The following is a 23,428-nucleotide window of genomic DNA, read 5'->3' on the forward strand; positions in this document are numbered from 1 at the left end:
TCGGCCGGTCGCCGACGCGACCGATCGACACCGATTACGTCATCCGACGCACGCGGCGGCCCGGGTCCGCTCCCTAGCGTCGAAGGCATGAACTTCGACCGACGACGCCTCTTCGGCGCCACGCTGGCGGCGGGCCTGGCCGCGGCCACCCTCACCGCCTGCGCCACCGACTCCACCACCCCCGCGCCGGCTCCCGCGAGCGTGAACCTGCGGGCCGGATCGGGGGCGCACACCAGCCTGGGCCCGATCAAGAAGATCGACGCGGGCGTGCTGAACGTCGCCTACGCCGAATTCGGTCCCGCCACCGGGCAGCCCGTGATCCTGCTGCACGGCTGGCCCTACGACGCCTACAGCTTCGCCGATGTCGGCCCGCTGCTGGCCGACGCCGGGTACCGGGTCCTGGTGCCCTTCCTGCGCGGCTACGGCGAAACCACCTTCCGGTCCCCGCAGACCGTGCGCAACGGGCAGCAGTCGGCCATCGCGCGCGACATCGTCGACTTCATGGACGCCCTGCACATCGACAAGGCCGTGCTCGGCGGATTCGACTGGGGCGCACGCACGGTCGACGTCATCGCCGCACTGTGGCCGCAACGCGTCAAGGCCATGGTCGCGGTGAGCGGCTACCTGATCACCCAGCAGGCCGCCCAACAGCAGCCCTTGCCGCCCGAAGCGGAGCTCGGCTGGTGGTACCAGTACTACTTCGCCACCGAACGCGGCCGCGTCGGCTACGACCGCAATCGCCACGACTTCAACAAGCTCATCTGGCAACGCGCCTCTCCCGCCTGGACTTTCGACGACGCCACCTACGACCGCAGCGCCACCGCCTTCGACAATCCCGATCACGTCGACATCGTCATCTCCAACTACCGGTGGCGGCTGAGCCTGGCTCCCGGCGAACCGCAGTACGACGGCTACGAACAGCAGCTCGCCGCCGGGCCGGTCATCTCGGTGCCCGCGATCACCGTGAGCAGCGATTTCGACGGTGCGGCCAAGGACGGCAAGGGGTATCGCGGCAAGTTCACCGGCAAGTACGAGCACCGCGTCCTCGACGGGATCGGCCACAACGTCCCGCAGGAAGCGCCCCAGTCGTTCGCGCGGGCGATCATCGACGCCGACCATCTCTGACGGTGGCGGAAGGTTGTGCGGATCCGGCTCCGAGCACACGAAGGCGCCCGGAGCCGGAGGCATTCACAGGGAGCCGCGCTGCTGGATGCGGCCGCCCGGTTCGAGTTCCACCACGGTGTCGACCCCGATCCCGCGCAGGAAGGGATAATCGTGGCTGACCACCAGGATCGCGCCGCGATAGTCGGCCAGCGCCTCGGTCAGCTGCTCGACGCTGGTGATATCGAGATTGTTGGTCGGCTCGTCCAGAATCAGCAGCTGCGCCGGCGGATCGGCGAACAACAGGCGGGCCAGCGACACCCGGAAGCGTTCACCGCCCGACAGCGTCGAGACCGGACGTTCGACACTGCTGCCACGTAACAGCAAGCGGGCCAGATGATTACGGATCGCGGCCGGGGCTGCCGTGGGTGCCGCGGCGTGCACGTTGTCGAGCGCGCTGGCGTCCTCGTCGAGGTTGTCCAGACGCTGCGGCAGATACCCCACCCGATCGGTGAGCAGACTGCCCCGTTCCGGATCGCGGCTCGTGAGCAGGTTCTCGATCAGCGTCGATTTTCCGGAGCCATTGGGGCCGACCAGCGCGACGCGTTCCGGGCCCTGAATGATGACCCGCCGATCACCGTCACGCAGTTCCGCGATCCGGCGGCTGCGCGGCACATCCGGATCCGGGAGATCGAGGTGGATGTGCTCCTCACGGCGGACCCGGGTCGACGCGTCGTCCAGCAGCTGTTGCGCGGCGTGGAGTTTCGCGTCCAGTGTGGTGCGCATGGCGCCCGCCGAGCCCTGGGCCCGGCTGGCCCGGTTGCCCGCGAGAATCCGTGGAATCCCGCCGTCCCGCTGTGTCGCGCGGGCGGTGCGCTCGCGGCGGGCCAGCTTGGTCTCGGCCTCGATCCGCTGCCGCTTCTCGACCTTCACGGCCTGTTCGGCGGTGCGGGCGGCCTGGACTGCCGCGGCCTGCTCCTGTTCGACAGCCGCCTTCCAGGCGCTGAAGGGTCCGCCGAAGACCGCCAGTTCCGCACCGCGCAGCTCCGCGGTGGCGTCCATCCGCTCGAGCAGTTCGAGATCGTGACTCACCACGATCAGGGTTCCGGGCCAGGAATCCACGAATCCGGCCAGCTTGGCGCGGGTTTCGCGATCGAGGTTGTTGGTCGGTTCGTCGAGCAGGGTGATGGGGGTGCGCTGGACCCGCAGGCCGGTGATCGCGACCAGGACGGCCTCGCCACCCGAGATCTCGCCGACCCGTCTGTTCAGATCGGCTGCGCTGAAACCGATGTCGTGGAGGGCCTCGTCGGCGCGGGCTTCGATGTCCCAGTCGTCGCCGATCGTCTCGAAATGCTCGTCGCTCGTCTCGCCGGACTCGATCGCGCGCAACGCCGCGAGCTTGCCCGCGATACCGAGCAAGTGGGCGATCGTCGCCTCACGGCCGAGGGTGAGGCTCTGCGGGAGATACCCGACCGCGCCGGTGGTTTCGACCCGCCCCGCCGTCGGGGTCAGGCTTCCGGCGATCAGCCGCAACAGCGTTGATTTCCCCGCGCCGTTGCGGCCGACCACACCGGTGCGCCCGGTGCCGAGGGTGCCGCTGAGCCCGGACAGCGCGATGCTGCCGTCGGGCCATTCGAAGGACAGATTCCGCAGGGTGACGGCGGAAGGCATGGATGTGGACATGGGTTGTCGACTCTTTCCTGCTCGCGAACGAGCGGCCGGACGTGATTCGGGAACGTCTCGGAGCCGGGCGAAGGCCAGGAACGCTCGGCCGATGGGGCCGAGCGACAGGTGTGTGAGAAAGCGCCGCCTTCGACCGGGCGGCTAGATTCTGTCGACTTCCTCGATGAGCACGGGACCACCCTAGCAGCGACGTCAGACGGTGATCGTCTGGAATTCGGTGTACTGGCCCAGGCCGACCGCGCCGTATTCGCGGCCGATCCCGCTGGCCTTGAAGCCGCCGAACGGGCCGTCGAAGCCGACCGGCGCGCCATTGACGGTGACGGTCCCGGTCCGGATTCGCCGGGCCACGGACAGCGCCGCGTCGACGTCCGCCGACCACACGCCTCCGGAGAGCCCGTAGTCGGAGTCATTGGCGATGCGGACGGCGTCGTCGAGGTCGTCGTAGGCGAGGACGACCAGCACCGGGCCGAAGATCTCCTCTCGGGCGATCCGCATGGACGGGGTCACATCGGCGAAAACCGTTGGCGTGACATAGAAGCCGTCCCGCAGCCCCGGCGGCAGCTGCGGGCCGCCGCAGACCAGGCGCGCGCCCTCGGCGATGCCGAGCTCGATGTAGTCGCGGACCCGCTGTTGCTGATCGCCGCGAACCATCGGGCCGATGAAGGTCGCCGGGTCGCGTGGGTCACCGACCGGCAGGGATGCCACCAGCCCCGCCAGCGCCTCGACCACCTCCTCGTAGCGGGAGCGCGGCGCGATGATGCGCGTCTGGGCGATACAGGATTCGCCATTGTTCAGCAGCGAACCGAACTTCAAGCCGTTCAGGACCGCGGTCAGATCGGCATCGGGCAGGATCACCGCCGCCGACTTGCCGCCCAGTTCCAGGCTGACCCGTTTGAGCTGCTCGCCCGCGATGGCCGCGATCCGGCGACCGGCCCCGGTCGAGCCGGTGAACGCGATCTTGTCCACCCCGGGATGGGAGATCAGGTACTCGCTCGTTTCCCGTTCCGCGGGCAGCACACTGATCACACCGCCGGGCAGGCCGATGCGATCCACCAGCTCGGCCAGCAGGCCCATACTGAGCGAGTTCTCCGGAGAAACCTTGAGCACCACGGAGTTTCCGGTCAGCAGGGCGGGCAGGATCTTCGACGTGGCGGACGAGAAGGGGGAGTTCCACGGGATCACCGCCGCCACCACGCCGACCGGCTCGCGCCGAACCACGCTGCGCACCGGGGAATCCGGGTCCGATGGGGTGAGGGTGCGCTCCCAGTCGAAACTCTCGGCGGCGGTCAGATAGGCGTTGGCCTGCCGGGTCAGCGCGGCCTGACCCGCCCGGGTGAACCACGCCGCGGAGCCGTTCTCGGCGGTGATGAGCTCGGCGATCCGGTCGGCCTGCTCCTCGCGCAGTTCGTTGAACCCGCGCAGCACCGTGATTCGTTCGCTCGGCGGGGTGTCGCGCCATTCCCCGCTGTCGAAGGCGGTGCGCGCCGCCGCGACCGCGCGGTCCACGTCGGCGGGTTGCGCCTGTGCCGCCGCGCCGATGAGTGATCCGTCGTGCGGGGACAGGATTTCCAGCAGCGCCGGTTCGGCGGGTTCGGTCCAGGCGCCGCCGACATAGAGCCGGTCATAGGTGATCATCCGTGTGCTCCTGCGTCGAGGGCGGGGCGAAAGATGCTGGTCATGGTGGTGACGCTAGAAGCCGTCGGGTGCGGGCCGCGAGCGTCGGATGACGTACTCGCTGACGGTCACGCTCCCACTCCTCGAGCACGATGCGCGGCGCTCCCCGGTCAGGGCTTCGCGCGCTGATCCCGGTAGGTCTCCAGCAGTCGCAGCCACACTTCGCTGATGGTGGGGAACGACGGCACCGCATGCCAGAGGCGGTCCACGGTGATCTCGCCGGTGATGGCGATGGTCGCCGAATGCAGCAGCTCCGCCACGCCCGGCCCGGCGAAGGTGGCCCCGACGATCACCCGGCGCTCCGGGTCGATGAGGATGCGCGCCCGGCCGCGATACTCCGGATCGTGCTGGATCGCGCCCGCGACCCGGCCGATCTCGTAGTCGACGACATCCACCGTGCGGTCCAGCCGCGCCGCCTCCTCGGTGGTGAGGCCGACCGCGGCGATCTCCGGATCGGTGAACACCACCTGCGGCACCGCGACCAGATCGGCGGTCCCGGCGTGCGCGCCCCACGGCGAACGGTCCAGCTCCCGACCGGCCGCCCGATCCGCGATGACCTGCCCCGCGATCCGCGCCTGATACTTGCCCTGATGGGTGAGCAGCGCCCGGTGATTGACATCGCCTACGGCGTACAGCCATTCGCCGTCGACCGCGGTCACGGTGAACGCGTCATCGGTGGCGAGCCAGTCGCCGGAGCCCACACCGACTGTCTCCAAGCCGATATCGTCGGTGCGCGGCGCCCGGCCCGTCGCGAACAGCAGCTCGTCGACGACGATCCGCTCACCGCCGGACAGACCGAGGTGGATGCCGTCGTCGGGTCCACCCGCCCGTTCCGCGGTCACGATGCCCGACCCGAACCGCAGGTCGACACCCGCCGCCCGCAGTCGGTCGGCCACCAGGTCCGCGGCGAACCCCTCGACGCGGGCGAGCAGCCGCGGTTCCCGCGCGATGAGCACGACCTCGGACCCCAGAGCCCGCCACGCCGTGGCCATTTCGACGGCGACCACTCCCGCGCCCACGATGCCGAGCCGGCGCGGCGCCTCGCGGGCACTGGTGGCCTCACGACTGGTCCACGGCCGCAACGCGTCCAAGCCCGGCAGCGGCGGCAAGGCCGCCCGGGTGCCCGTGCACACCGCGACCGCGTGCCGGGCCCGCAATCGCACGGTGCCGCCGCCGGGAGTCTCGACCGTCACCTCCCGCACCCCGTCGAGCCGCCCGTGACCGCGCACCAATTCGATGCCGGCCGACTCGAGCCATTCGACCTGGCCCCGATCGTCCCAATCGGCCGCCATCCGGTCGCGATGCTTCAGGACCGCGTCGGCGTCGAGGGGACCGGTGACCGCGTTCGCGACGCCCGGGAACCGCGCGGCCTCGCCGTACAGCAACGCGGGCCGCAGCAGCGCCTTGCTGGGTTCGCAAGCCCAGTACGAACATTCGCCGCCGACCAGCTCGGATTCGACGATGACGGTGCGGAGTCCCGCGGCGGCGGTGCGGTCGGCGACATTCTCGCCGACCGGCCCCGCCCCGAGGACGATGACGTCGTAGATCTGGATGTTCTCGTCGGACATGATCTGCTTTCGGTCCGGGTCAGCGGCCGGGTGCGCGCTGAGTGATTTCCTGCAGGAACCAGCTGTTGCCGTCGGGGTCGTCGAACGCCGCGAAGGAACCGTAGCTGCGGCGCTCCGGGTGCGTGCCGGCGACGCGATCGGTGGTGCCGGCGTGATGGAAGACGCCGGTCGAGTCCCGGAACGGACCGTCGACGGCGACCCCGCGCTCGGCCAACTCCGCGACCGCCTTCTCGATATCGGTGACCACCAGGTGCAGGCCGCGCAGCGTTCCCGGCGCGGAGTCGCTGACACCCGCCCCGAAGATGATGGAGCATTCGGACCCCGGCGGCGTCACCTGAATGACGCGGTAGCCGTCGTTCACCGCGAAATCCGCGTCCAGCCGGAAGCCGAGCCGATCCACATAGAACGCCTTGGCGCGGTCGACATCCGACACGGGCAGCACGACGACTTCGAGTTTCATATCCATGATCGTGTTCTCCTGTGGTGTAAGGATTGTCGAGGTTCAGTGCGCGGCCGCGGCGGCCTGCTCGATCACGTCCGCGACCACATCCGGATGCGACACGGCCACCGAATGCGACGCCTTCACCTCGGTGACCGTCGCGTGCGCCCGCTCGGCCATGAACCGCTGCGCCTGCACCGGGATATTCAGATCCTCGGTGGTGACGATGTCCCAGCTGGGCTTGTCCTGCCACCCCGCGACGGTGGCCCGCTCCTCCAACGCCGCCTGCGCGATCGGCCGCTGCGCCGCCGCCGCGAGAGCCGCCTCGCTCTCGGGGACATCGGCCGCGAACTGGGCCCGGAACTTGTCCTGCTGAATGTAGAGATCGGTTTGCGCGACCCCGTCGACACCGGTGTACGCCACCGGATTCAGCGTGCCCGGCAGCGTCGACCCCGGGAACTTGTTGGTCAGTTCGAGCGCGTTCTCACCGACCGCGGGCAGAAAAGCGGCCACATAGACCAGCCCCTTCACCTTGTCGTTCCCCGCGGCCGCCGCACTGATGACGGACCCGCCGTAGGAATGCCCGACCAGAACGACGGGCCCATCGATCTTGCTGATCAGTCCCCGCAGCGAGGCGGCATCATTCGCCGGGCCCCGCAGCGGATTGGCCGCCGCCACCACGGGATACCGATCCTTCCGCAGCTTCTCGATCACCGCGTTCCAACTCGACCCGTCGGCGAACGCCCCGTGCTCCAGCACGATGGTCGGCCGCGGCGCATCATCCACGGGCCCGGCCTTGGTGACGGCCTCCGCACTGCACGCGACAACCAGACCGCCTCCGGCCACCCCCGCCACGACCGCCGTGGCAACCCGCGCCGCCCGCCGCCGCAGCCATCCATATCCATTGCCGACCATGAGTTTTCATCCTCCGAAGCAGTGAGATCCAACAACGTGATCCCACTGTCGCCCTCCGGCCCCCACCGCCACATCCGTCAGCTGACGCTACCGGCGACGTACACCCTCGGTGCGTCGTCGGTCGAGGTCGGCGATCTCGACGCTGAAACGACAACCGCCCGTGACCTCTGTCGAGGTCACGGGCGGTGACTGTGGACTAAGGGTGGTAGATCTCGACGTAGGCATTTGTCGCCACGGCGAAGACGCCGGGACCCATTCCGGTGCACCCTGCCGAGATGGTTTGACCGGAGGGTGTGAAGGGATAGCTGAGCACCTTGTAGGGCCCGACGGCATACAGCGGGAACGGCCCGCTGGCGTAAAGGCCGACACAGTCGAGATGGAGCACATAGTTGGTGCCGCCATCCGCCCCGCAGACCGCGGACGCGTCGAACACCCCTCGCGTCACGCTGCAGTCCTGTGGCGCGGCCTGCGCGCTACCCGACCCGGCCACCGCCCCGAAGCCCAATCCCGAAACACTCATGGCCGCAACCGTCGCGGCGATACCCAATGACTTGCCCATGAATCCCCTCGGTTCGTATCGCATGAAGAGCCAGGAGCCGACTCCCGATCGGACTACCCAACTCGAGGAACCAAACACCCGACAAACCAGGTCGGACGTTCCGAAGCGTATCGGGCAGATGCCCAGTTTCGTTTCGGCAGACACCTTCCGGATCCGCGCCTCTCCGAACATGCAACAGAGCCGCAGGTCATCAACCTGCGGCTCTGTGTTCGGTGGAGCTAAGGGGAATCGAACCCCTGACCTTCTCGATGCGAACGACAACTCGATTGGGTTTGTCCGTATTGGGTGGTCGCTGATTCTGTTGGATCCGTAGCGTGAACAGGCATTCGCGTGTTGACGGTGTTGGTCGATTCGGGCGGTACCTGCATCTGCTGCGGACGAACTGCGGACGGGAGCCGCTCGCAAGAGGACGCCAGGGGGTCGTTCAGGCCCTTGTGCCTTCCGTGCCGCCAGTGGGTGGCGAAGAATGATCTTGAAGTCAGCGTTAGTGAGTGGTCAGCAAGGCGACGCGTCGCTCAACCGCTTCCGCGTCCATGAGAAGTGCGCTGAGACGACCGCGAATGCCCCGGCGGCTCAGGGAAACCGGGGCACTTGCAGGGTCAGTTGCTACGACCGGGCCGACAGGCTGCTGAGGAGGCCGCCGATCACCGGAATGGAACTCGCGCTACCGGTTCGCCGCCGGTGGGCTGGGTGCAACTCGGCTCGGCCGGAGCGGACTGCATTATGGTGACTGCCAGTGGCCCTCCAAAGGGGGTGCCGTAGCCGCCCTGGCTGTATGGGCCATCATGAGCTGCCACTGCCCCGCCGCAGGTGGCGTCCACTGCACAGTCACGTCCTGGCCGGCTGGAGGTCCTCATGCCGCTGTCTTCATTCCTGTGCAGGCGCTTGAGCTTGAGCGGGAACTCTCACCAGAGAGCTCATGAGGTGGGGGTGATCCGCACGTTGGTGGCTTTCGGTCCCTTCCTGCCCTGCCCGATCTCGTATGTGACCCTCTGGCCAGCGACAAGTGATGGTTGACCAGGTGTTGTGATCGCCGATGCGTGCACGAAGACGTCCTGGCCCTCGTCGTCAGGCTTGATGAAACCGAATTGTTTGGCCGGGTCAAACAATTTCACTGTTCCGGTATGCGAGTGCGGCAGTGAGTCCACGTTGAGTTTTTGCTGCCACCAGCGGCGGTGCGCTTCGGTTGTCGCCTCCTGGATCACTTCCAGGTGCGGAGCCGTGATGTAGACAGCAAAGGTCGCCCCCGCGGTAAAGATGGCCATCGCATACTGCCCTGCGGCGAGCTCTGTCGTCGCCGCCAGCAGGGGCGCTTTCCCCAGCAGCGTTGACAGGCTCTGCAGCCCCGACGGCATTGACCCGAACACCGGAACTGGGATCTCTGCGATCCTGGGCCCCAAACCCGGGTAGCGGAAAGTGAATGTGTACAACAGATCCCGTGCCGACAATGTGCCCGCCGAGTCGATGTAGATCGACTTGACCTCGAATCCGGGCATCACGATGTTCAGCCAGTTGACCGCTGCACGCACCATAGGGTCGGCTTCAACGATTCGCGCGCGATAGACTGCCGGTGCAGACGTGTGCTGGTCGGACTTCAGGCCCATCTCGGCCAGCTCGTTGAATAGGTCCCCGAAGCTCGCCGCAGTGGCACTGTCCAGTTCGGCGGCGCGGCAACCGACTTCAAACCACGCTCCCGACGGACTCCCGATGAAGGCACTGGTTGCCATGCCCCATTGCTCGAAGCTGACTTCCTGTTGTTGTTGCGTTGTAATAGTCACCCCATCTCCTTTTCATCTGCAAGTGCGTTCGTTGCGGGTATTGGCCGGCACGCTGGAGCGATGCTCGATCACCGGATCGCTCAGCACGACCGATCCGATACTGGTAGTAACCCCAATCCATGGTCGGCGGTAATCCTTCACATTGCCAGGTCCTGGCTAGAACGACGCCGGCCAGTGCCATGCGGAAATGTCTGCGGGGTAGCCGGGGTCGACTGTTCCGGCGCCGGTCTCGCCGCGGGTGACGCGTATGTACCGGCCGCCTTTGAAGAAATAGCACTTCGAACCTGAATACAGGGTGGCGTCGATGCCCTCATTTCCGAAGCCGTACGCGGTCAAGCCCAATGCCGCTATGGATCCCGGGTAGCCGGGATCAAGGGTCCCGGAACCGGTGTCACCGCGCGCGACTGAGATGAATTCGTTGCCGGCAAAGAAATATGTCCTTGAGCGGTGGGTGCCGGTAGTTGTCTTGGACCACCCATTCGAGTGATGGGCGGCGTCGATGCCGTCTGTTCCGAAGCCCTCTGGCCACTGCCATGCGGAGATATCGGCGGGGTAGCCGGGGTCGACAGTTCCAGGACCGGTGTCGCCGCGGGTGACGCGGATGTACTTGCCGCCGTTGAAGAAGTAGCACTTCGAACCCGAGTACAGGGCGGCATCAATGCCATTCATATGGGAATCGAAGCCAGTCGGCCAGCCCCATGCGGAGATGTCCGCCGGGTAGCCGGCGTCGATGTTTCCGAGGCCGGTGCTGTGATTGACGCGGATGTACCGGCTGCCTTTGAAGTAATAGATCTTGGTGCCCGAGTACAGGGCGGCGTCGATGCCGTCTCTGCCGAATTCGTTCAGTGGCCAACCTCCGGCGATTTGCTGCGGGTAGCCGGGGTCGACGGTCCCGGCACCGGTGTCGCCGCGGGTGACACGGATGTATTTGCTACCAGCGAAGAAATAGGTTTTGTCGCCGCGGCGAAAGGCGGCGTCGATGCCGTCAGTTGCCCAGCGACCCGGCCAGCCCCATGAGTCGATGTGCTTCGGGTAGCCGGGGTCGACAGTTCCGGCACCGGTGTCGCCGCGGGTGACGCGGATGTACCGGCTGCCGGAGAAGAAGTAGCACTTTGGACCCGAGCGAAACGCGGCGTCGATGCCGTCATTTCCGAAGCCGGCCGGCCAGCCCCATGCAGAGATGTCCGCCGGGTAGCCGGGGTCGACAGCTCCGGCACCGGTGTCACCGCGGGTAACGCGGATGTACTGGCCGCCGTTGAAGAAATAGGTCTTGGTGCCCGAATCGAGGGCAGCGTCGATAGGCATTGCATCTTCCCTCTCGTAGTATTTGCTGGCTGAGCCTGAGATTGTTACGTCATTGGCGCCCAGGGCCCCACAGGCGCCCGATCACGTTGACCTCTTGGTCGGTCTGCCATGTCGCAGGACCGTCGGATGCCCGCGAGAAGTCACGTGATGACTGTTGCATCGTGGTCGCGAGTTGGCGCGAGTAGTGAACTACTTGAATCCAGCCAGCCAGACTAGGCGGGCGCGGCCATCGACGGCACCAGGATTCCGATGGTCTGACGATGTGTGGCGCGGCAATCAGCGGAGGCGTCCCTGTGACTGCGGATCGACCGCGGGGCTTCGATCGGTGCGTTGATTGCCGACACTGGATGCATCCGATGGAGATAGACCCACGCACTGCTTATGTGGGGATCCAGCAATACCTGCAAAGGGATGCGTCGGAACGGGTCAGTCTGCGTGCGACCCAACTATCGGACTCCAGATCTGCGGTATCTGGTGCGCCAGATACCTCACGCACGTTCAGGTCGAGCTGCTAGCGCGAGAGGTGACCGAGATGCCCACGGTTATGCGGTTTCTGGCCCGCACCGGATTGCGGTGGGGAGAGATGGCCGCGCTGAAGGTATCCGACTTCGACATGCTCCGCCGGCGGGTGAACGTCCGCGAGGCCGTCGCCGAGGTGAAGGGGAAGACAGTGTGGTCCACGACCAAGACTCATGCTCGCCGCTCGGTACCGTTCCCGAAGTTTCTCGCCGACGAACTCGACGCGCAAATGCGCGGGAAAGGTCGCAATGCCCTGGTCTTCACCTCTCCTCAGGGTGCGGTGTTGCGGGTATCGACTTACCGGAAGCGCGTCTTCCGTCCGGCGGTCTCCCGCCTGCGCAACCCCGAACGACAGGCAGCCGGCACAGGAGACAGGAGCGTGTCCGCCGTCGTCTCCCTTGGTGCCCAAGGAGACTGCGGAGCCGGTGCCGAGGAGTCACGATCGTTTCCGTAGTTCGCCCCGCACGATCTCCGGCACACCGCGGTGTCGCTGGCGATCAGCGCGGGTGCGAACGTGAAGGCCGTCCAGACCATGCTTGGCCATAAGTCTGCCGCCATGACCCTGGACGCCTACGCCGACCTGTTTCCCGACGATCTCGAATCCGTAGCCGAGGCCCTCGACGCTGCCGCTAGGTCCACACTCGTCGCCGCTGCGGACGAACTGCGGACGGGCACCGACAACCAAGATTCCGAATAGATCCGAAAACCAAAACCGCCCGCAGCCTCTGCCGAGGTTACGGGCGGTTCTTCGTGTTGTGGAGCTAAGGGGAATCGAACCTTTTCGGTACCGCCGAGAGTGACTACCGCACCCAACGGCCGACTGTCGACGACACCCTTGAAAGCTGTGCTGATCAGGTGTTACGTCAACTCTTGACGATCTTGGCGACCGAACACAGATTCGAACGGCTAAGGCGGTCATTTACTTTATTGGGACTTAGTTGGACGCTCTGTAAGACCCCGCCCGGCGTGTTGTCATGCAGACACGCCGGGCGGGGTTTCTGGGTAGTGATCACCTGGCTATCGGGCGGAGGGCGTACTGCCGACGCCGAGCCAGGCTTGGGGCTGCGACGCGTGGAGTCCACCAGTTGTCCGCGCCACGTCTTTCGCTATGTACTCCTAAAGCGGCTGCCCTGAACCGTTGTGCCACCACGGGCAGGGTGTGGGCGTTTCTCTACAGGCCGGGTGCGGGATGTTGGTGGTTCTGTAGTGGGGAAGCGGGATTGTGGCCGTATTTGTCACTAGCGGATAGGAGTTTCCTTGAGGGGTACCTGCGTGTCTACGGCTACGATTTCAGACGTGACGGAGCATATGCAGGAAACGATGAGCGGGACCGCGGGGTACTTCTGGGATCAAGTGCCCAAAGAATTGGACCTTGAAACCTCGCTGCCAGGTTATGTCCAGCTTCAAGAGGACGGATACTTCCACATTGTTGTCGTTACAAGTCATGCAAAGTCGGCAATAGATTGGGATAGCCGAGATCGGGACTATCCAAATTCAATTGTCGGTATGACAAACGTTCGTGGATCACTGTTCTTCGATTTCGCCGGAATGAGCGAGAGCAACATCATAGGAGCTACGCGGGCTTCAACGAGAACATTTAAGACTAGGTCGAGTATCGTTGGTGTTAGTCTCGATGAACTGAAGACTGATAATTTTCGGTCTCTAAGTGTTCGAATGCCCAATTTGACGAAATGGTCAGGTCTGAACCATATTAAGGAGGAGGTTACAAGAGGCGATGATCAAAGGCTGAAATCTTGGTCGGGCAGCGTAGATTCGACGGAACCTATTGTCGGCAATCTTGGTAAGGGTCTGACATTATCACTTTCGACATCATGGTCCGTAAGCGGGCCTAGTGATAACAGAATTGTCGCAGCCCCGCTCGTGATCAGCACCGAGGTTAACCGGCCAAGGAGTTGGCAAGACTTGATCGGGCCACTTGTTGCGGTGCAGGACCTGATCAATCTAGCGCATAAAGGGCACGTGGTGGCGAACGGCGGAACAGCAACGCTGGACTTAAACCCCGGCTATCGGCCGAGTGGTGCACCGGAGTTCTGGTCCGACAGACTCATGCGGCTTCCCGCGGGTAGTGCACCGCCTGTCAGCATGGACGAATTCCCCGCCTTCAATTTGTCGCACATAGGCGGGATGAAGGGGATTCGCGCATGGATCAGGCTGGACAGAGATCATCCTAGGGCCACGGGCCCACTGGTAAATACATACAGGTACGGTCGGTCTGGCGTTGAGATGAGACTTATGGAAGTTGCGCTTGGAATTGAGTATTGGACAAAAGCGAACAATAAGCTCAAATGGGCAAAGCTTGTAAAGAGTGGTGGAAAAACCGAGAAGCTTCCAAATGCGCTCGCACGTAAGGTGGGTAGACCTTTTGCTGATTTCGTCGGTGATCCCACCGTTTGGTCCGAGTTGTTTTGGGATGTCTATAACAGCCTTAAGCACGCCCCAAACTTTCAGTATGATGTAGACAATATCTATTACTTGGGAGAATCGGGGGCGCTGTTGCTTGAGGCTGCGCTGCTGAACAGGGTTGCTGGTAATAGTTTACCGGCTCGGGCGATATTTGCCAGCCATAGAAATCACAATATAGGCCGCGGGATTACGCAGCTTGTCTCATTGAGCAGTCCGAAATGACATCCGTTTTAGCCTCCTGCTGTGATTGTTTGATGACCTCCTGATTGTCGATGTGCCTATTCGGAGGAAAGCGCCGAAGGCGCGCGGCAGTCCTATGACGGCGACACACCGATTCAGACTGGGCTTGCGTCGGGAAGTCGGTGAGCGGGCGGTTTGGTTCGGCCCTCCCCACCCTGGTTCTGTGCCCGGGGTGCCTGCCCGGGAGCGGAGCGGGAGGGCCGGCGCACCGGGCGGCGTGCGCATGCGCGCCGCTCTTGATTCTGTAGAGGAAAATTCGCCAAGTTCTCGTCGGGGGTTCCCGATCTTCCTTCTTCTCCTTTCCTGCCTCCACTCTTCGGGGGTTCCGCTCACTTCTCCCGCAGCACGGGTGTCGAGATTGCGGCACACCTGGATTCGCGAGACGCATCAGGGAGCCCCCACCTCACGTCACGCCTTCCGGCAGGCACGCCCCGTGTGCAGGTGTCAGTGGTGGCAGGCAACCGAAGCGTGTGTAGGGAGTGGCCCCAGTCCGTCTCCGGTGGACTGGGGCCACTCCCCGTGTGGTCGAAACCCTCGGCGCGGTTGCGGTGGCCGAGGGTCAATTCCGAAATGCGTTGTGGAACAGCGTTATCGGGTTGTCCTGAATCGGTCGATACACCACACCTTTCGGTTCCCGAGCACTCGGAGTGGTCTAGGCGCCGTCTGCCTTGGCGGGTGGTAGGTCGCGAAGGGGTGGCATTGTCCGGCGGGCGTAGGTCTCTTCCGGGTTTACCGTGATCACATCGAGTTGCTGCACCAGCGTGCCCGGGATCTCGCTGCCCTCGAAGTGCTCGGGGCTGGGGACGATGACCGCTTCGGCGTCCAGGCGGGTTGCTTGGGCCTTCAGGCGAGCCAGTGGGGGCCGTCCGAACCTGGGGTCGTAGATCACCATGTCGGTGAAGTCGTAGCCCAGGCGTGTTGCGAGCTTGCGGATTTGGCTCTGGTCCCAGAGCTGCGCCAGCCCGGACACGTCGGTTCGGATGTATCCCAAACATGTTGGCTTGTAACGCATTACAGCCCCTCTGTCCTCATGTCCATCGAGTGCGATGTGTCCGTGTATTTCGAGATAGAACCCTGAGCAGTCGTCTGCTTCGGCCCCAGTGCTCTGGAGCTCGAGCACGCCCCCGGGGAACGGGAACAGGCGTGTACGCGAGGTGGTCACTGCTTCATCTGATTCGTCGATCACGACTGCCCCTGTCGTTGCTGGTGAGGCGCTCCGGGACCGAGACGACTGCACCGACCCCGAACGCCTGATCTGACGCTAGGTCTGCGGGTAGAGGCCACTCCAGGAGTTTTCTCGAGTTTTCTAGACAAACGAGGTTCCGGCCCGGAATCGGGTGCTGAGCGGGACGATTGGTTGGGCGTGACGACATCCGCCACGCGACCAAGCGGGAGGACTGATCATGAGCAAGCGGTTGCGGTTTCTGGGAAAGAACGGTTCACCCGGCAACACCTGTCCGTCGCTGTACGAGACCGAGGACGGTTTCGTCACGCAGGGATGGCGCACCGATAGCCCTGGCACGGTCGAAATCCCTCATGTGCTGCTGGGTTACGCCGATCCCGGAACATTCATCGGCTCGCCTCTTCAGGACACGGGTCGAGGCACGTTCCTGGTGAGTGGTGAGCCAGTTACGGACCCGGATCTGTTGGCGCAGATGGAGATCGCGCCCAACGAGACGGCCGTGGAAGTGCCGAAGATGGAGAGGACGTTCTACGGTGAAGCTGTTGCAGGGTGAGGCCCTCGATGACCTGATCCGAAGCAGCCAGCGCGAGGCGTTCCACCTGGAATTGAAGGACGACTACGAGTCTCCTGGTGGGGACGAGCCGTACCGAAATTGGTTGGCCGGAGGCCCGGCGGACGACTATGCCTGGTTTCAAGGTTGGCTGAGTCTGGTGCGGGACTTCACAGCTCGGGGCGCTGTGATGCGCCGGGTGCGGGTTGTCACGGTACCTCTCACCGACTATCAACGGTGGATGCTGGAGATCACCGCGAAGAACGTGGATGCAGGGGAACAGGTTCGATACCTGCCGAGGCAGCTGGCCGACTCGGGCCGATTGACCACCGACGACTGGTGGCTGCTGGACGATGAGACCGTGGTCTATACGACGTTCGAAGAAGATGGACGATTCGCCGGCGCTGCCGTCACCCATGATCCGCGGATTGTTGCCTACTGCCAGGAGGTCCGAGACTACGTATGGTCGGCGGCTGTGCCGTATGCCGAGTACGTAACCCTCCAGACACGGTGACCAGCGCTGTTCACGAACAACGGCAAGCTCTCGGAATACGGCTCCGAGAGCTTCGTCGTGATGCCGGTCTGACTGGCCGGGCGCTGGCCAAGACGGCGAACTGGCCCGAATCGAAGATCAGCAAGCTCGAGTACGGCAGGCAGACGCCCACAGAGGATGATCTCCGAGCTTGGTGCGAGCACACGGGCAGCGGCGACCAGTTGCCGGATTTGATTGCAACGCTGCGGAATATCGAAGCTGCCTACATGGAGTGGAGGCGGGCGCTGGGCATCGGCACGCGTCGGCACCAGCGAAGGCTGGATCGAGTCGCGCAGGCCGCGGGCCAATTGCGCTGGTATGAGCCAATACTGATTCCCGGACTACTGCAAACCCCGGGATACGTTGAGGCGGTGCTCCGCAGAATGATCAAGTTCTATGGAATCCCCAATGATCTGGACGAGGGTGTTTCGGCGCGGGTCGAGCGTCAGCAGATCCTGCACCAGGGCAATCGGAGATTCTCGTTTGTGATCGCTGAACAGGCTCTACAGACCACGGTCGGAGACGGTTCGGTGATGGTTGGGCAGTTGGAACACCTGCTCGCCGTGATGTCCCTGCCGCGCCTTGTCATTGGGATCGTGCCGGCGCGGTTCGCTCTTGACGGTCCGGCTATCAACGGCTTCGTGATGTATGACAACCGGCTGGTTTTGGTGGAGACGGTGAGCGCTGAGCTGTCGATCAACCAGCCACGCGAGATCGCGCTGTACGGCAAGCTGTTCGCCCAGCTGGCCGACCAAGCCGCCTACGGTGAGCCAGCGCGCCAGCTGATCATGAGTGAGCTCGAGAGGCGGAGCTAGCTGCGGGTGCCCATCCTAGGTCGTTTTGGGCAGGTTCCGTGTCAACGGAGCCCCGCTGTGCGTGGTGATTTCTGGTGCAGCGGTGGAGATTCGGTCGTCCACCGCATTCGGTGAACGCCGGCTATTGGAGGTCACCACCTCGTCCGTGGAGGTGTTCCTGAAAGAGCTCGGAGTGGCCAAGGTCCGTCGTCCATGCGGACGGGGCGCAACGTGTTGTCTGGGATGTTCCGGTACGCGGTGCGTAAGGATGCGCTGAGCGTCAATCCGGTTCGTGAATCCCAGCTGGCCAAGAATGTGGAGGCTAAGGGCCGGACCGGTGGTGCGCGAGATATCACGGTGGAGGAGTGCGATTCATGCTGGCCGCGGTGCGAACCTCACCGGCTCCCTGCCCTCGCAAGCTGTCTCGCGCAGAACGGAACCGCAATACGCCGGTGAAGTCGTACACGCCGCCTACGGTCCCGGACTACTGCGAGAGCACCGACCTGGCCGACTGGGTGAACCTCCTCACGGCAACTGGGCTGCGGCGCAGTCAGACTCTCGGCTTGCTCTGGTCCGACATCGATCGAAGGCTCGGACTCTTCAGATGAGCGGCAAGGTCGTTCGGGCCAAGGGAGAGGGCTGGTTCGGGTCGAGAAGGACGACGATCCGAAGAACCCGCCGGGGTGTCATCGCACTGCCAGAGTTTCGCGGTGGAGATGTTGAACCGGCGGAAGGTGGCACACTGGCGGCCCGGAGACTGGGTCGCCTCCCGATCCGAAGACGAAGGTCGTGGATCTGGTGTTCCCGTCCACCGTGTGGACCTTGCGCGACGCAGAATGTCGGCCACGAGCGGCAGCGGGTACGTGTTGCCCTCGGCATCCCGGAGGACGTGACGGCGCACAGCTTCCAGGGTGCGGTGGCCACGATTCTGGATGACGCCGGGTTGTCGGCGCGGGTGACAGCGGACGTGCTCATGCACGTTGATCCGGCCATGACCCAGCGGCACTACATGGCTCGCGGGCGGGCGCACCAGGCCGCCGCCGATGCGCTGGACCGTGCAGTCAGCGGGCAGGGCTGTTCCGCCATGGCGGCAGGGATTAGTTGGAAGATCAGGAAAAGCAAGAGGCCGGCCCTCTGCGAGGAACCGGCCTTCACCTGCGGTAACTGTGGAGCTAAGGGGAATCGAACCCCTGACCTTCTCGATGCGAACGAGACGCGCTACCAACTGCGCTATAGCCCCGCGTCGGATCTTCCGATCCGCGCTCGGAGAACATTAGCAGGTGGGGTGGGGAGTCGGCGAATCGGCTGGTTGGGAGGGGTTTCTTGGGGTGGTGATGGGGAGGTGGGCGGGTGTTCCCGGCTGGGGAAGAGCGGTGGAAGGGGCTGCGCGGGGGATGTTGCAGGGGCCGGGCGGGCGCAGTTTGGGGGGCGGGGAGGTGTTGGGTGTGGGGCTGGGCGGGTGGAGACGATTTTGGGTGGTGGTGGAGAGCTTGGCGGGGGTGTGCGGGTTTCTGGTGGCGGGCTGGGGGGACTGGGGTGATGGAATGGGTATGCGGTGGAATTCGCGGCGGGGGTGGACGTGGTTCGGGCGCAGGTGATTCCGTTGCTGCCGGGGGTGGGCGGGCTACGGTTGCTGGGTTTGTGGGATGAATTCCTGTCCGGCGAACGGAAATTCGAATCCGGGCCGGTGTTGATTCATGTTGATATGAGCATTGGTAATGTGCTCGGGGCGGGCGTCGGAGCGGAATTCGTTCGACGCGTACGGGAATGCGGCGGGGAGGCGTTGGGCGATCGGCTCGTTGTCGAACTTCGCTTCGGGGAGAAGTCCGATCGGGCGTTCGACATAGTGCACGCCATCGCTCACGATCTGCCCGAATTCCGGGAGAACGTGCGCGCGTCGTGGGCCGCACAGGTCCGAACGGTCAGGCCGGTTCGCTGTAGGAGTCGAGGACTCGCAGGAACAGGTCGATCCGGTACTCGCGGACCGCGGGGTTGTCCGGTTCCAGCAGGCATTGGGCCAGGGTGCCGTCGTGTACGGCCACCAGTGCCCGGCCCAACGCGGCCGGATCGGGCACTCGCCGGGCATTGCGCCGCATGAGCGCCACCACCACCGGGGTGAGCGCCGCCGCGATCGCCTCCTCACGCGCCACCATCACCTGCCGCAGATCGGGATTGCGGAGGGCGTGCGCGGTGAACTCCGAGGTGATCCGAAACCACTTGTCGTCCACCGGAACCGCGGTGAGGACCTGTTCCACCGCGCGCCGGGGATCGTTCGCCACCGAGCCGGGCGCGTCCAGCACCGCCGCCGCCTCGGCCAGCATCAGCGCCGACCGCTGCTCCCACATGGCGAGGAACAGCTCCTCCAGCGAGGTGAAGTTCGAGTAGAACGCGCCCCGCGTGAACCCGGCCCGCTCACACACCTGCTCGACCGAGCACCGGCCGAAACCCTCCTCGGCGAACGCCTCGAACGCCGCGTCCAGCAGCCGCTGCCGGGTCTCGGCCCGCCGCGGCCGGACGCCGTTCCCGCCACCCCGGACGGTCGCGCCGCCCTGCCCGGATTCGTCATCGGCCCTGCTCACGACCGTATCCTAGCCGGTCCGCCCACCCCGCCCGGTTCGCCGAGTGGCACACCCTGGCGGGAGTTTCGGACAAAACCCCTCCATCATGTGCCACTCGGCGGTTGGGGGAGGCCGGCGGCGTGGGCGGCGTCGCGGAGGACCTGCTGCAGCATTTCGGGGGTGAGGCGGCCGGTGAAGGTGTTTTGCTGGGATGGGTGGTAGGCGCCGAACAGGTGGATCGGGGATCGGGCGGGGGTGGCGCCGTTCAGTTCGATGTGCGCGCCGTGGCCGAAACGGGGCTTGGGTTTGGGTACCGCCCAGCCGGATTCGGATAGGGCGGGGAGCAGGGCCTGCCAACCCCAGCCGCCGAGCACCACGATCGCGCGCAAGGTCGGCGCCAGCAGCGTCAATTCGGTGGTGAGCCAGTGGCGGCAGGTGTCGCGTTCCAGGGGTGTCGGCTTGTTGTCGGGCGGCGCGCAGTGCACCGGCGCGGTCACGCGAGTTCCCAGCAAACGCAGACCGTCGTCCGCGGAGACGCTGGTCGGCTGATTGGCCAGGCCGACCGCGTGCATGGCGGCGATGAGCACGTCGCCGCTGCGGTCACCGGTGAACATGCGACCGGTGCGATTGCCGCCGTGCGCCGCGGGCGCCAGCCCCACCAGCAGCAGCCGGGCATCGGCCGGACCGAGCCCGGGAACCGGCTTGCCCCAGTAATTCTCGTCACTGAACGCGGCCCGTTTCTCGTGGGCGACCTGTTCGCGCCACGCCACCAGTCGCGGGCAGGCGCGACAGGCGGTCAGTTCCGCATCGAGCTGGGCAATTGTGCGGCACACCAGGCGACTCAATCACATTTCGGCCCGTACCGTGCGGCTGGGCGTCGGCACGGCGGACCGGGCATACTGAGCGCCGTTAGCGGAGAGTTAGCGACCCCAGGAAGGGAACCGGGCGTGCAATGAGTGATCTCGTCGAACTCGGCACCGCCGCCGACGCCGCGCAGAGCGCGGGAAACCTGATGGGAGTGTTCGCATTCGGAGTGTCGGGTGCGCTGCTCGCGGTGCGCCGCCGCTTCGACGTGGTCGGCATCGCGGCCCTGTCGGTGGCGACCGCGACCGGTGGCGGTGTGATCCGCGATCTGGTGATCGGCCGCACCCCGCCACGCGCCTTCGTCGACCTCTCCTACGCGGCGACGGCACTGCTGGCCGCGGTGCTGATCTTTTTCTGGCACCCGCCGGTCCGCCTGACTCGCACCCCGCTCAATGTCGCGGACGCGATCGGTCTCGGCATCTTCTGTGTGACCGGCACGGTCACCGCGTTCCAGCACGGCATGTCGGCGACCTCGGCCGCCGCGCTCGGTCTGGTGACCGCGGTCGGCGGCGGTGTGATCCGCGACGTGCTGGCCGGTGTCACACCGAGCGTCCTGAGTGACGGAGAGCTCTACGCGGTCCCGGCGCTGCTCGGATCCGCGGTGACCGCGACCCTGCTGCACTACGGCCAATACACCTACTGGACAGGCGCTTTGGCTGGTGCGGGCGCGGTCTCCCTGCGCCTGCTCGCGCTGTATCGGCACTGGCACGCACCCATGGCCCGCCCGCACCGCCGCCGCGAGGACGACCCCGCCGCCCGGTGAGACGAGCGCCTCTGTCGTGTCGCCCAGCACGGTTCCCGGCGATTGATAGCATGGCGAAGGCTTGGCCGACCGGCTGTGAATCACACCTCGAGAGAGTTCCTTCCCATGCAGTTCGAGATCGTCGAGCGGGACGAGACCTGGGTTGCCGGTTTACCGGTGCGCAGTCCCAAACGCGCCCTCGGTGAACTGCGCGATCACGACCTCGAGGTGGCCTGGGCCGCGGTCCTGCACCAGGACCTGGGCGGCCCCCTCGCCTCCGCCTACACCGACTACGCGGCCGAGTTGGGCACCTACAACACCCAGATCGTCGGCTACCAGTGCTCCTCCCTCGACGAGGTGACCCGCGGCCATCTGGTGGCCCGGCTCCCGCGCGGCACGTACGCCCGCTTCTCCTCGATCGGCAATTTCCCGCAGGTGATGACCGACCTGTGGACGCAGATCGCCTACGCCGAGGAGCACAACCAGATCAAGCGCATTCACACCGGTGATTTCGAGACCTACCCGCACGCGTACAAGATCGATCTGTACCTGGCGGTCGAGCCGTCATGACCTATTCGATCGTGGTCCGCCCCGGCGGCGTCTACGGCGGCCTGGTGGTTCCCCGGGTGCGCCCCAGCTTCAAGGTCTCCAACAGTGAGCTCATCGAGTTCCTGCGCGACCGCCTCCGCGACCGCGGCGCCACCCAGCGCCCCCTGGCCACGGTCTACGTCCCCGACCCCGCCGGCAACTACAACGTCCTGGTCTCCTACGAATACCCCGGCCCCGACGAAGCCCCCACCGGCGACATCCTCATCCGCGTCCCCAAGGGCGTCTACGCCCGCTTCAGCCCCAACGGCGACTACCACGACCCCGTCGAGGACGTCTGGGCCCAGGTCGACGACGCCACCGCCTCCGCCGAGATCACCCGCGCCTACCGCGAGGAGATCGAGATCTGGCACGGCCCGTCCGAACTGGAGCTGTTCATCTCCATCCTGGTCTGATAGCCGGTTGTTAACTGATTGAGAACCAACCGGTCTTGTCGAAGGTTTTCATGACTGATAGCAATGGTTTGACCTGGCGGGATTTCTTTACGACCATTCGGGTTTCGGAAGATTTGCCGGACGCCTGGACAATTTCTGCCCCCTGGCGGATACTCCCCTAGGCGCCTTCGTCCGTCGGTCGTGGATGCACGACCGTATCGGGCGAAGGCGCAGCAGTCGCGCGGGTCGTTTTTAGTGGAGTGGAACTGTATGGCAGTCGAACCGATCGAGCGCGTACCGGAGGGAAGTCCTGGTCACGGCATGCTTCGATTTCAGGAGTCGCGAACGGGATTCACGATCTTGGTCGGCCCTCCGGAGGCCGACCCGGATCTGTGGCGCCGAAACATGGACGGCGCGCTCGCGGCCTATCGGCGGTTCGGCTCCGAGGAAGCACTCGAGTACGACAAGGTGATCGACGGCGTCAGCACATCGCTGTTCCTCGTGGCGCTCGATCCCGAGGGCCGGGTGGTCGCGGGAGTGCGGGCGGAGGGCCCGCACAAGCAGGTCGACGAGATGCGTGCTGTCGCGAGCTGGGAAGGGCTGGAAGGTGACTCGGCTTTCCGGCACCTGATCGCCGAACAGATCCCGCGCGGTGTGATCGAGTGCAAGGCCGGCTGGGTGGACCGTGATTCCGAACACCGCCACGCGCTGGCCGATTGGATGTCGCGGGCCTGCGTTCATGCCGCGCTGCTACTCGGCGTCCGCTACATCGGTTCGCATTCTCCGGAGCACGCGTTGAATCTCTATCGCAGCAGCGGGGCGAATGTGGCGTGGTGGATTCCGCCGTCATCGTATCCGGATGATCGTTATCGGACCTTCGCGATCTGGTGGGATATGGATACATATGCTTCCGTGGCGACCGAATCGCAAGCGCGAATGATCGAGATCGAATTGTCCCAATTGCGGGAGAATGGTCTGTTGCCGCGCATTGACTGGGCGCCGGCCCAAGGGCTGGCGTAA

The 23,428-nt window shown here is 65.1% G+C and carries 21 protein-coding genes, 1 tRNA gene and 1 pseudogene; 10 read left to right on the plus strand and 13 right to left on the minus strand.

The window, feature by feature from the left end:
• Positions 1–87: 87 nt before the first annotated feature.
• Positions 88–1,125, plus strand: coding sequence for an alpha/beta fold hydrolase (locus ACFRAQ_RS02005; protein ID WP_379092817.1), 1,038 nt, complete (start codon positions 88–90; stop codon positions 1,123–1,125).
• 63 nt (positions 1,126–1,188) lie between these two features.
• Here ACFRAQ_RS02005 and ACFRAQ_RS02010 read toward each other — a convergent pair whose 3' ends face one another.
• The 8 genes from ACFRAQ_RS02010 to ACFRAQ_RS02045 all read right to left on the minus strand — a co-directional run bounded on the left by ACFRAQ_RS02010 (position 1,189) and on the right by ACFRAQ_RS02045 (position 11,022).
• The gene (locus ACFRAQ_RS02010) at positions 1,189–2,784 is read right to left on the minus strand and encodes an ABC-F family ATP-binding cassette domain-containing protein (RefSeq protein WP_379092820.1); all 1,596 of its coding nucleotides are present in this window, start codon (positions 2,782–2,784) and stop codon (positions 1,189–1,191) included.
• A gap of 192 nt (positions 2,785–2,976) precedes the next feature.
• On the minus strand, positions 2,977–4,419 hold the full coding sequence (locus ACFRAQ_RS02015) for an aldehyde dehydrogenase (protein ID WP_379092823.1): 1,443 nt from the start codon (positions 4,417–4,419) through the stop codon (positions 2,977–2,979).
• Positions 4,420–4,568: 149 nt separating this feature from the next.
• Positions 4,569–6,026 carry a dihydrolipoyl dehydrogenase family protein gene (locus ACFRAQ_RS02020; RefSeq protein ID WP_379092826.1) on the minus strand — a complete coding sequence of 486 codons (1,458 nt, stop codon included), beginning with the start codon at positions 6,024–6,026 and terminating at the stop codon, positions 4,569–4,571.
• A gap of 19 nt (positions 6,027–6,045) precedes the next feature.
• Positions 6,046–6,492 carry a VOC family protein gene (locus tag ACFRAQ_RS02025; RefSeq protein ID WP_379092829.1) on the minus strand — a complete coding sequence of 149 codons (447 nt, stop codon included), beginning with the start codon at positions 6,490–6,492 and terminating at the stop codon, positions 6,046–6,048.
• Positions 6,493–6,528: 36 nt separating this feature from the next.
• Entirely contained in the window at positions 6,529–7,380 is an 852-nt protein-coding gene (locus ACFRAQ_RS02030; RefSeq protein WP_379092832.1) for an alpha/beta fold hydrolase, read from the minus strand.
• 196 nt (positions 7,381–7,576) lie between these two features.
• Positions 7,577–7,939 (minus strand): hypothetical protein, encoded by a 363-nt coding sequence (locus tag ACFRAQ_RS02035; protein WP_379092835.1) that lies wholly within the window; start codon positions 7,937–7,939, stop codon positions 7,577–7,579.
• A 917-nt stretch (positions 7,940–8,856) separates the two neighbouring features.
• Positions 8,857–9,717, minus strand: a complete 861-nt coding sequence (locus tag ACFRAQ_RS02040) for a cold-shock protein (protein WP_379092838.1) — start codon at positions 9,715–9,717, stop codon at positions 8,857–8,859.
• 156 nt (positions 9,718–9,873) lie between these two features.
• Positions 9,874–11,022 (minus strand): hemopexin repeat-containing protein, encoded by a 1,149-nt coding sequence (locus ACFRAQ_RS02045; protein WP_379092841.1) that lies wholly within the window; start codon positions 11,020–11,022, stop codon positions 9,874–9,876.
• Positions 11,023–11,506: 484 nt separating this feature from the next.
• Here ACFRAQ_RS02045 and ACFRAQ_RS02050 point away from each other — a divergent pair.
• Together ACFRAQ_RS02050 and ACFRAQ_RS02055 are read left to right on the plus strand one after the other, a co-directional pair.
• Positions 11,507–12,238: pseudogene (locus tag ACFRAQ_RS02050) on the plus strand (tyrosine-type recombinase/integrase); the annotation flags it as partial.
• A gap of 599 nt (positions 12,239–12,837) precedes the next feature.
• A complete protein-coding gene (locus tag ACFRAQ_RS02055) occupies positions 12,838–14,187 on the plus strand; it encodes a hypothetical protein (RefSeq protein ID WP_379092844.1) in 1,350 nt (449 codons plus the stop codon).
• A gap of 670 nt (positions 14,188–14,857) precedes the next feature.
• Here the strand turns inward: ACFRAQ_RS02055 and ACFRAQ_RS02060 are convergent.
• Positions 14,858–15,391 (minus strand): hypothetical protein, encoded by a 534-nt coding sequence (locus ACFRAQ_RS02060; RefSeq protein ID WP_379092847.1) that lies wholly within the window; start codon positions 15,389–15,391, stop codon positions 14,858–14,860.
• A 217-nt stretch (positions 15,392–15,608) separates the two neighbouring features.
• Between ACFRAQ_RS02060 and ACFRAQ_RS02065 the strand changes: the two genes are divergently transcribed.
• From ACFRAQ_RS02065 to ACFRAQ_RS02075, 3 genes are read left to right on the plus strand one after another with little or no spacing between them, the layout of a single operon-like run.
• Positions 15,609–15,941 (plus strand): hypothetical protein, encoded by a 333-nt coding sequence (locus ACFRAQ_RS02065; RefSeq protein ID WP_379092850.1) that lies wholly within the window; start codon positions 15,609–15,611, stop codon positions 15,939–15,941.
• Positions 15,922–16,452, plus strand: coding sequence for a DUF6879 family protein (locus tag ACFRAQ_RS02070; RefSeq protein ID WP_379092853.1), 531 nt, complete (start codon positions 15,922–15,924; stop codon positions 16,450–16,452). The genes ACFRAQ_RS02065 and ACFRAQ_RS02070 overlap by 20 nt, the downstream gene beginning before the upstream one ends.
• Complete coding sequence (locus tag ACFRAQ_RS02075; protein ID WP_379092856.1) at positions 16,449–17,285, plus strand: helix-turn-helix domain-containing protein; 837 nt, start codon at positions 16,449–16,451, stop codon at positions 17,283–17,285. The genes ACFRAQ_RS02070 and ACFRAQ_RS02075 overlap by 4 nt, the downstream gene beginning before the upstream one ends.
• A gap of 1,146 nt (positions 17,286–18,431) precedes the next feature.
• Here ACFRAQ_RS02075 and ACFRAQ_RS02080 read toward each other — a convergent pair.
• From ACFRAQ_RS02080 to ACFRAQ_RS02095, 4 genes are all read right to left on the minus strand, one after another.
• Positions 18,432–18,504, minus strand: a tRNA-Ala gene (locus ACFRAQ_RS02080).
• Between the two features lie 384 nt (positions 18,505–18,888).
• Positions 18,889–19,128 carry a hypothetical protein gene (locus tag ACFRAQ_RS02085; protein ID WP_379092859.1) on the minus strand — a complete coding sequence of 80 codons (240 nt, stop codon included), beginning with the start codon at positions 19,126–19,128 and terminating at the stop codon, positions 18,889–18,891.
• Between the two features lie 58 nt (positions 19,129–19,186).
• Positions 19,187–19,747 carry a TetR/AcrR family transcriptional regulator gene (locus tag ACFRAQ_RS02090; protein ID WP_379095733.1) on the minus strand — a complete coding sequence of 187 codons (561 nt, stop codon included), beginning with the start codon at positions 19,745–19,747 and terminating at the stop codon, positions 19,187–19,189.
• A 179-nt stretch (positions 19,748–19,926) separates the two neighbouring features.
• Positions 19,927–20,655: a uracil-DNA glycosylase gene (locus ACFRAQ_RS02095; RefSeq protein WP_379092862.1), complete on the minus strand. Its 729-nt coding sequence runs from the start codon at positions 20,653–20,655 to the stop codon at positions 19,927–19,929.
• A 119-nt stretch (positions 20,656–20,774) separates the two neighbouring features.
• Between ACFRAQ_RS02095 and ACFRAQ_RS02100 the strand changes: the two genes are divergently transcribed.
• The 4 genes from ACFRAQ_RS02100 to ACFRAQ_RS02115 all read left to right on the plus strand — a co-directional run bounded on the left by ACFRAQ_RS02100 (position 20,775) and on the right by ACFRAQ_RS02115 (position 23,428).
• The gene (locus ACFRAQ_RS02100; protein WP_379092865.1) at positions 20,775–21,449 is read left to right on the plus strand and encodes a trimeric intracellular cation channel family protein; all 675 of its coding nucleotides are present in this window, start codon (positions 20,775–20,777) and stop codon (positions 21,447–21,449) included.
• A gap of 105 nt (positions 21,450–21,554) precedes the next feature.
• Positions 21,555–21,998, plus strand: coding sequence for a GyrI-like domain-containing protein (locus tag ACFRAQ_RS02105; RefSeq protein ID WP_213559389.1), 444 nt, complete (start codon positions 21,555–21,557; stop codon positions 21,996–21,998).
• The gene (locus tag ACFRAQ_RS02110) at positions 21,995–22,429 is read left to right on the plus strand and encodes an effector binding domain-containing protein (protein ID WP_357280559.1); all 435 of its coding nucleotides are present in this window, start codon (positions 21,995–21,997) and stop codon (positions 22,427–22,429) included. The genes ACFRAQ_RS02105 and ACFRAQ_RS02110 overlap by 4 nt, the downstream gene beginning before the upstream one ends.
• Positions 22,430–22,678: 249 nt before the next feature.
• The gene (locus tag ACFRAQ_RS02115) at positions 22,679–23,428 is read left to right on the plus strand and encodes a hypothetical protein (protein WP_379092870.1); all 750 of its coding nucleotides are present in this window, start codon (positions 22,679–22,681) and stop codon (positions 23,426–23,428) included.

The sequence above is a fragment of the Nocardia sp. NPDC056611 genome, assembly GCF_042792755.1.
GTDB lineage: Bacteria > Actinomycetota > Actinomycetes > Mycobacteriales > Mycobacteriaceae > Nocardia.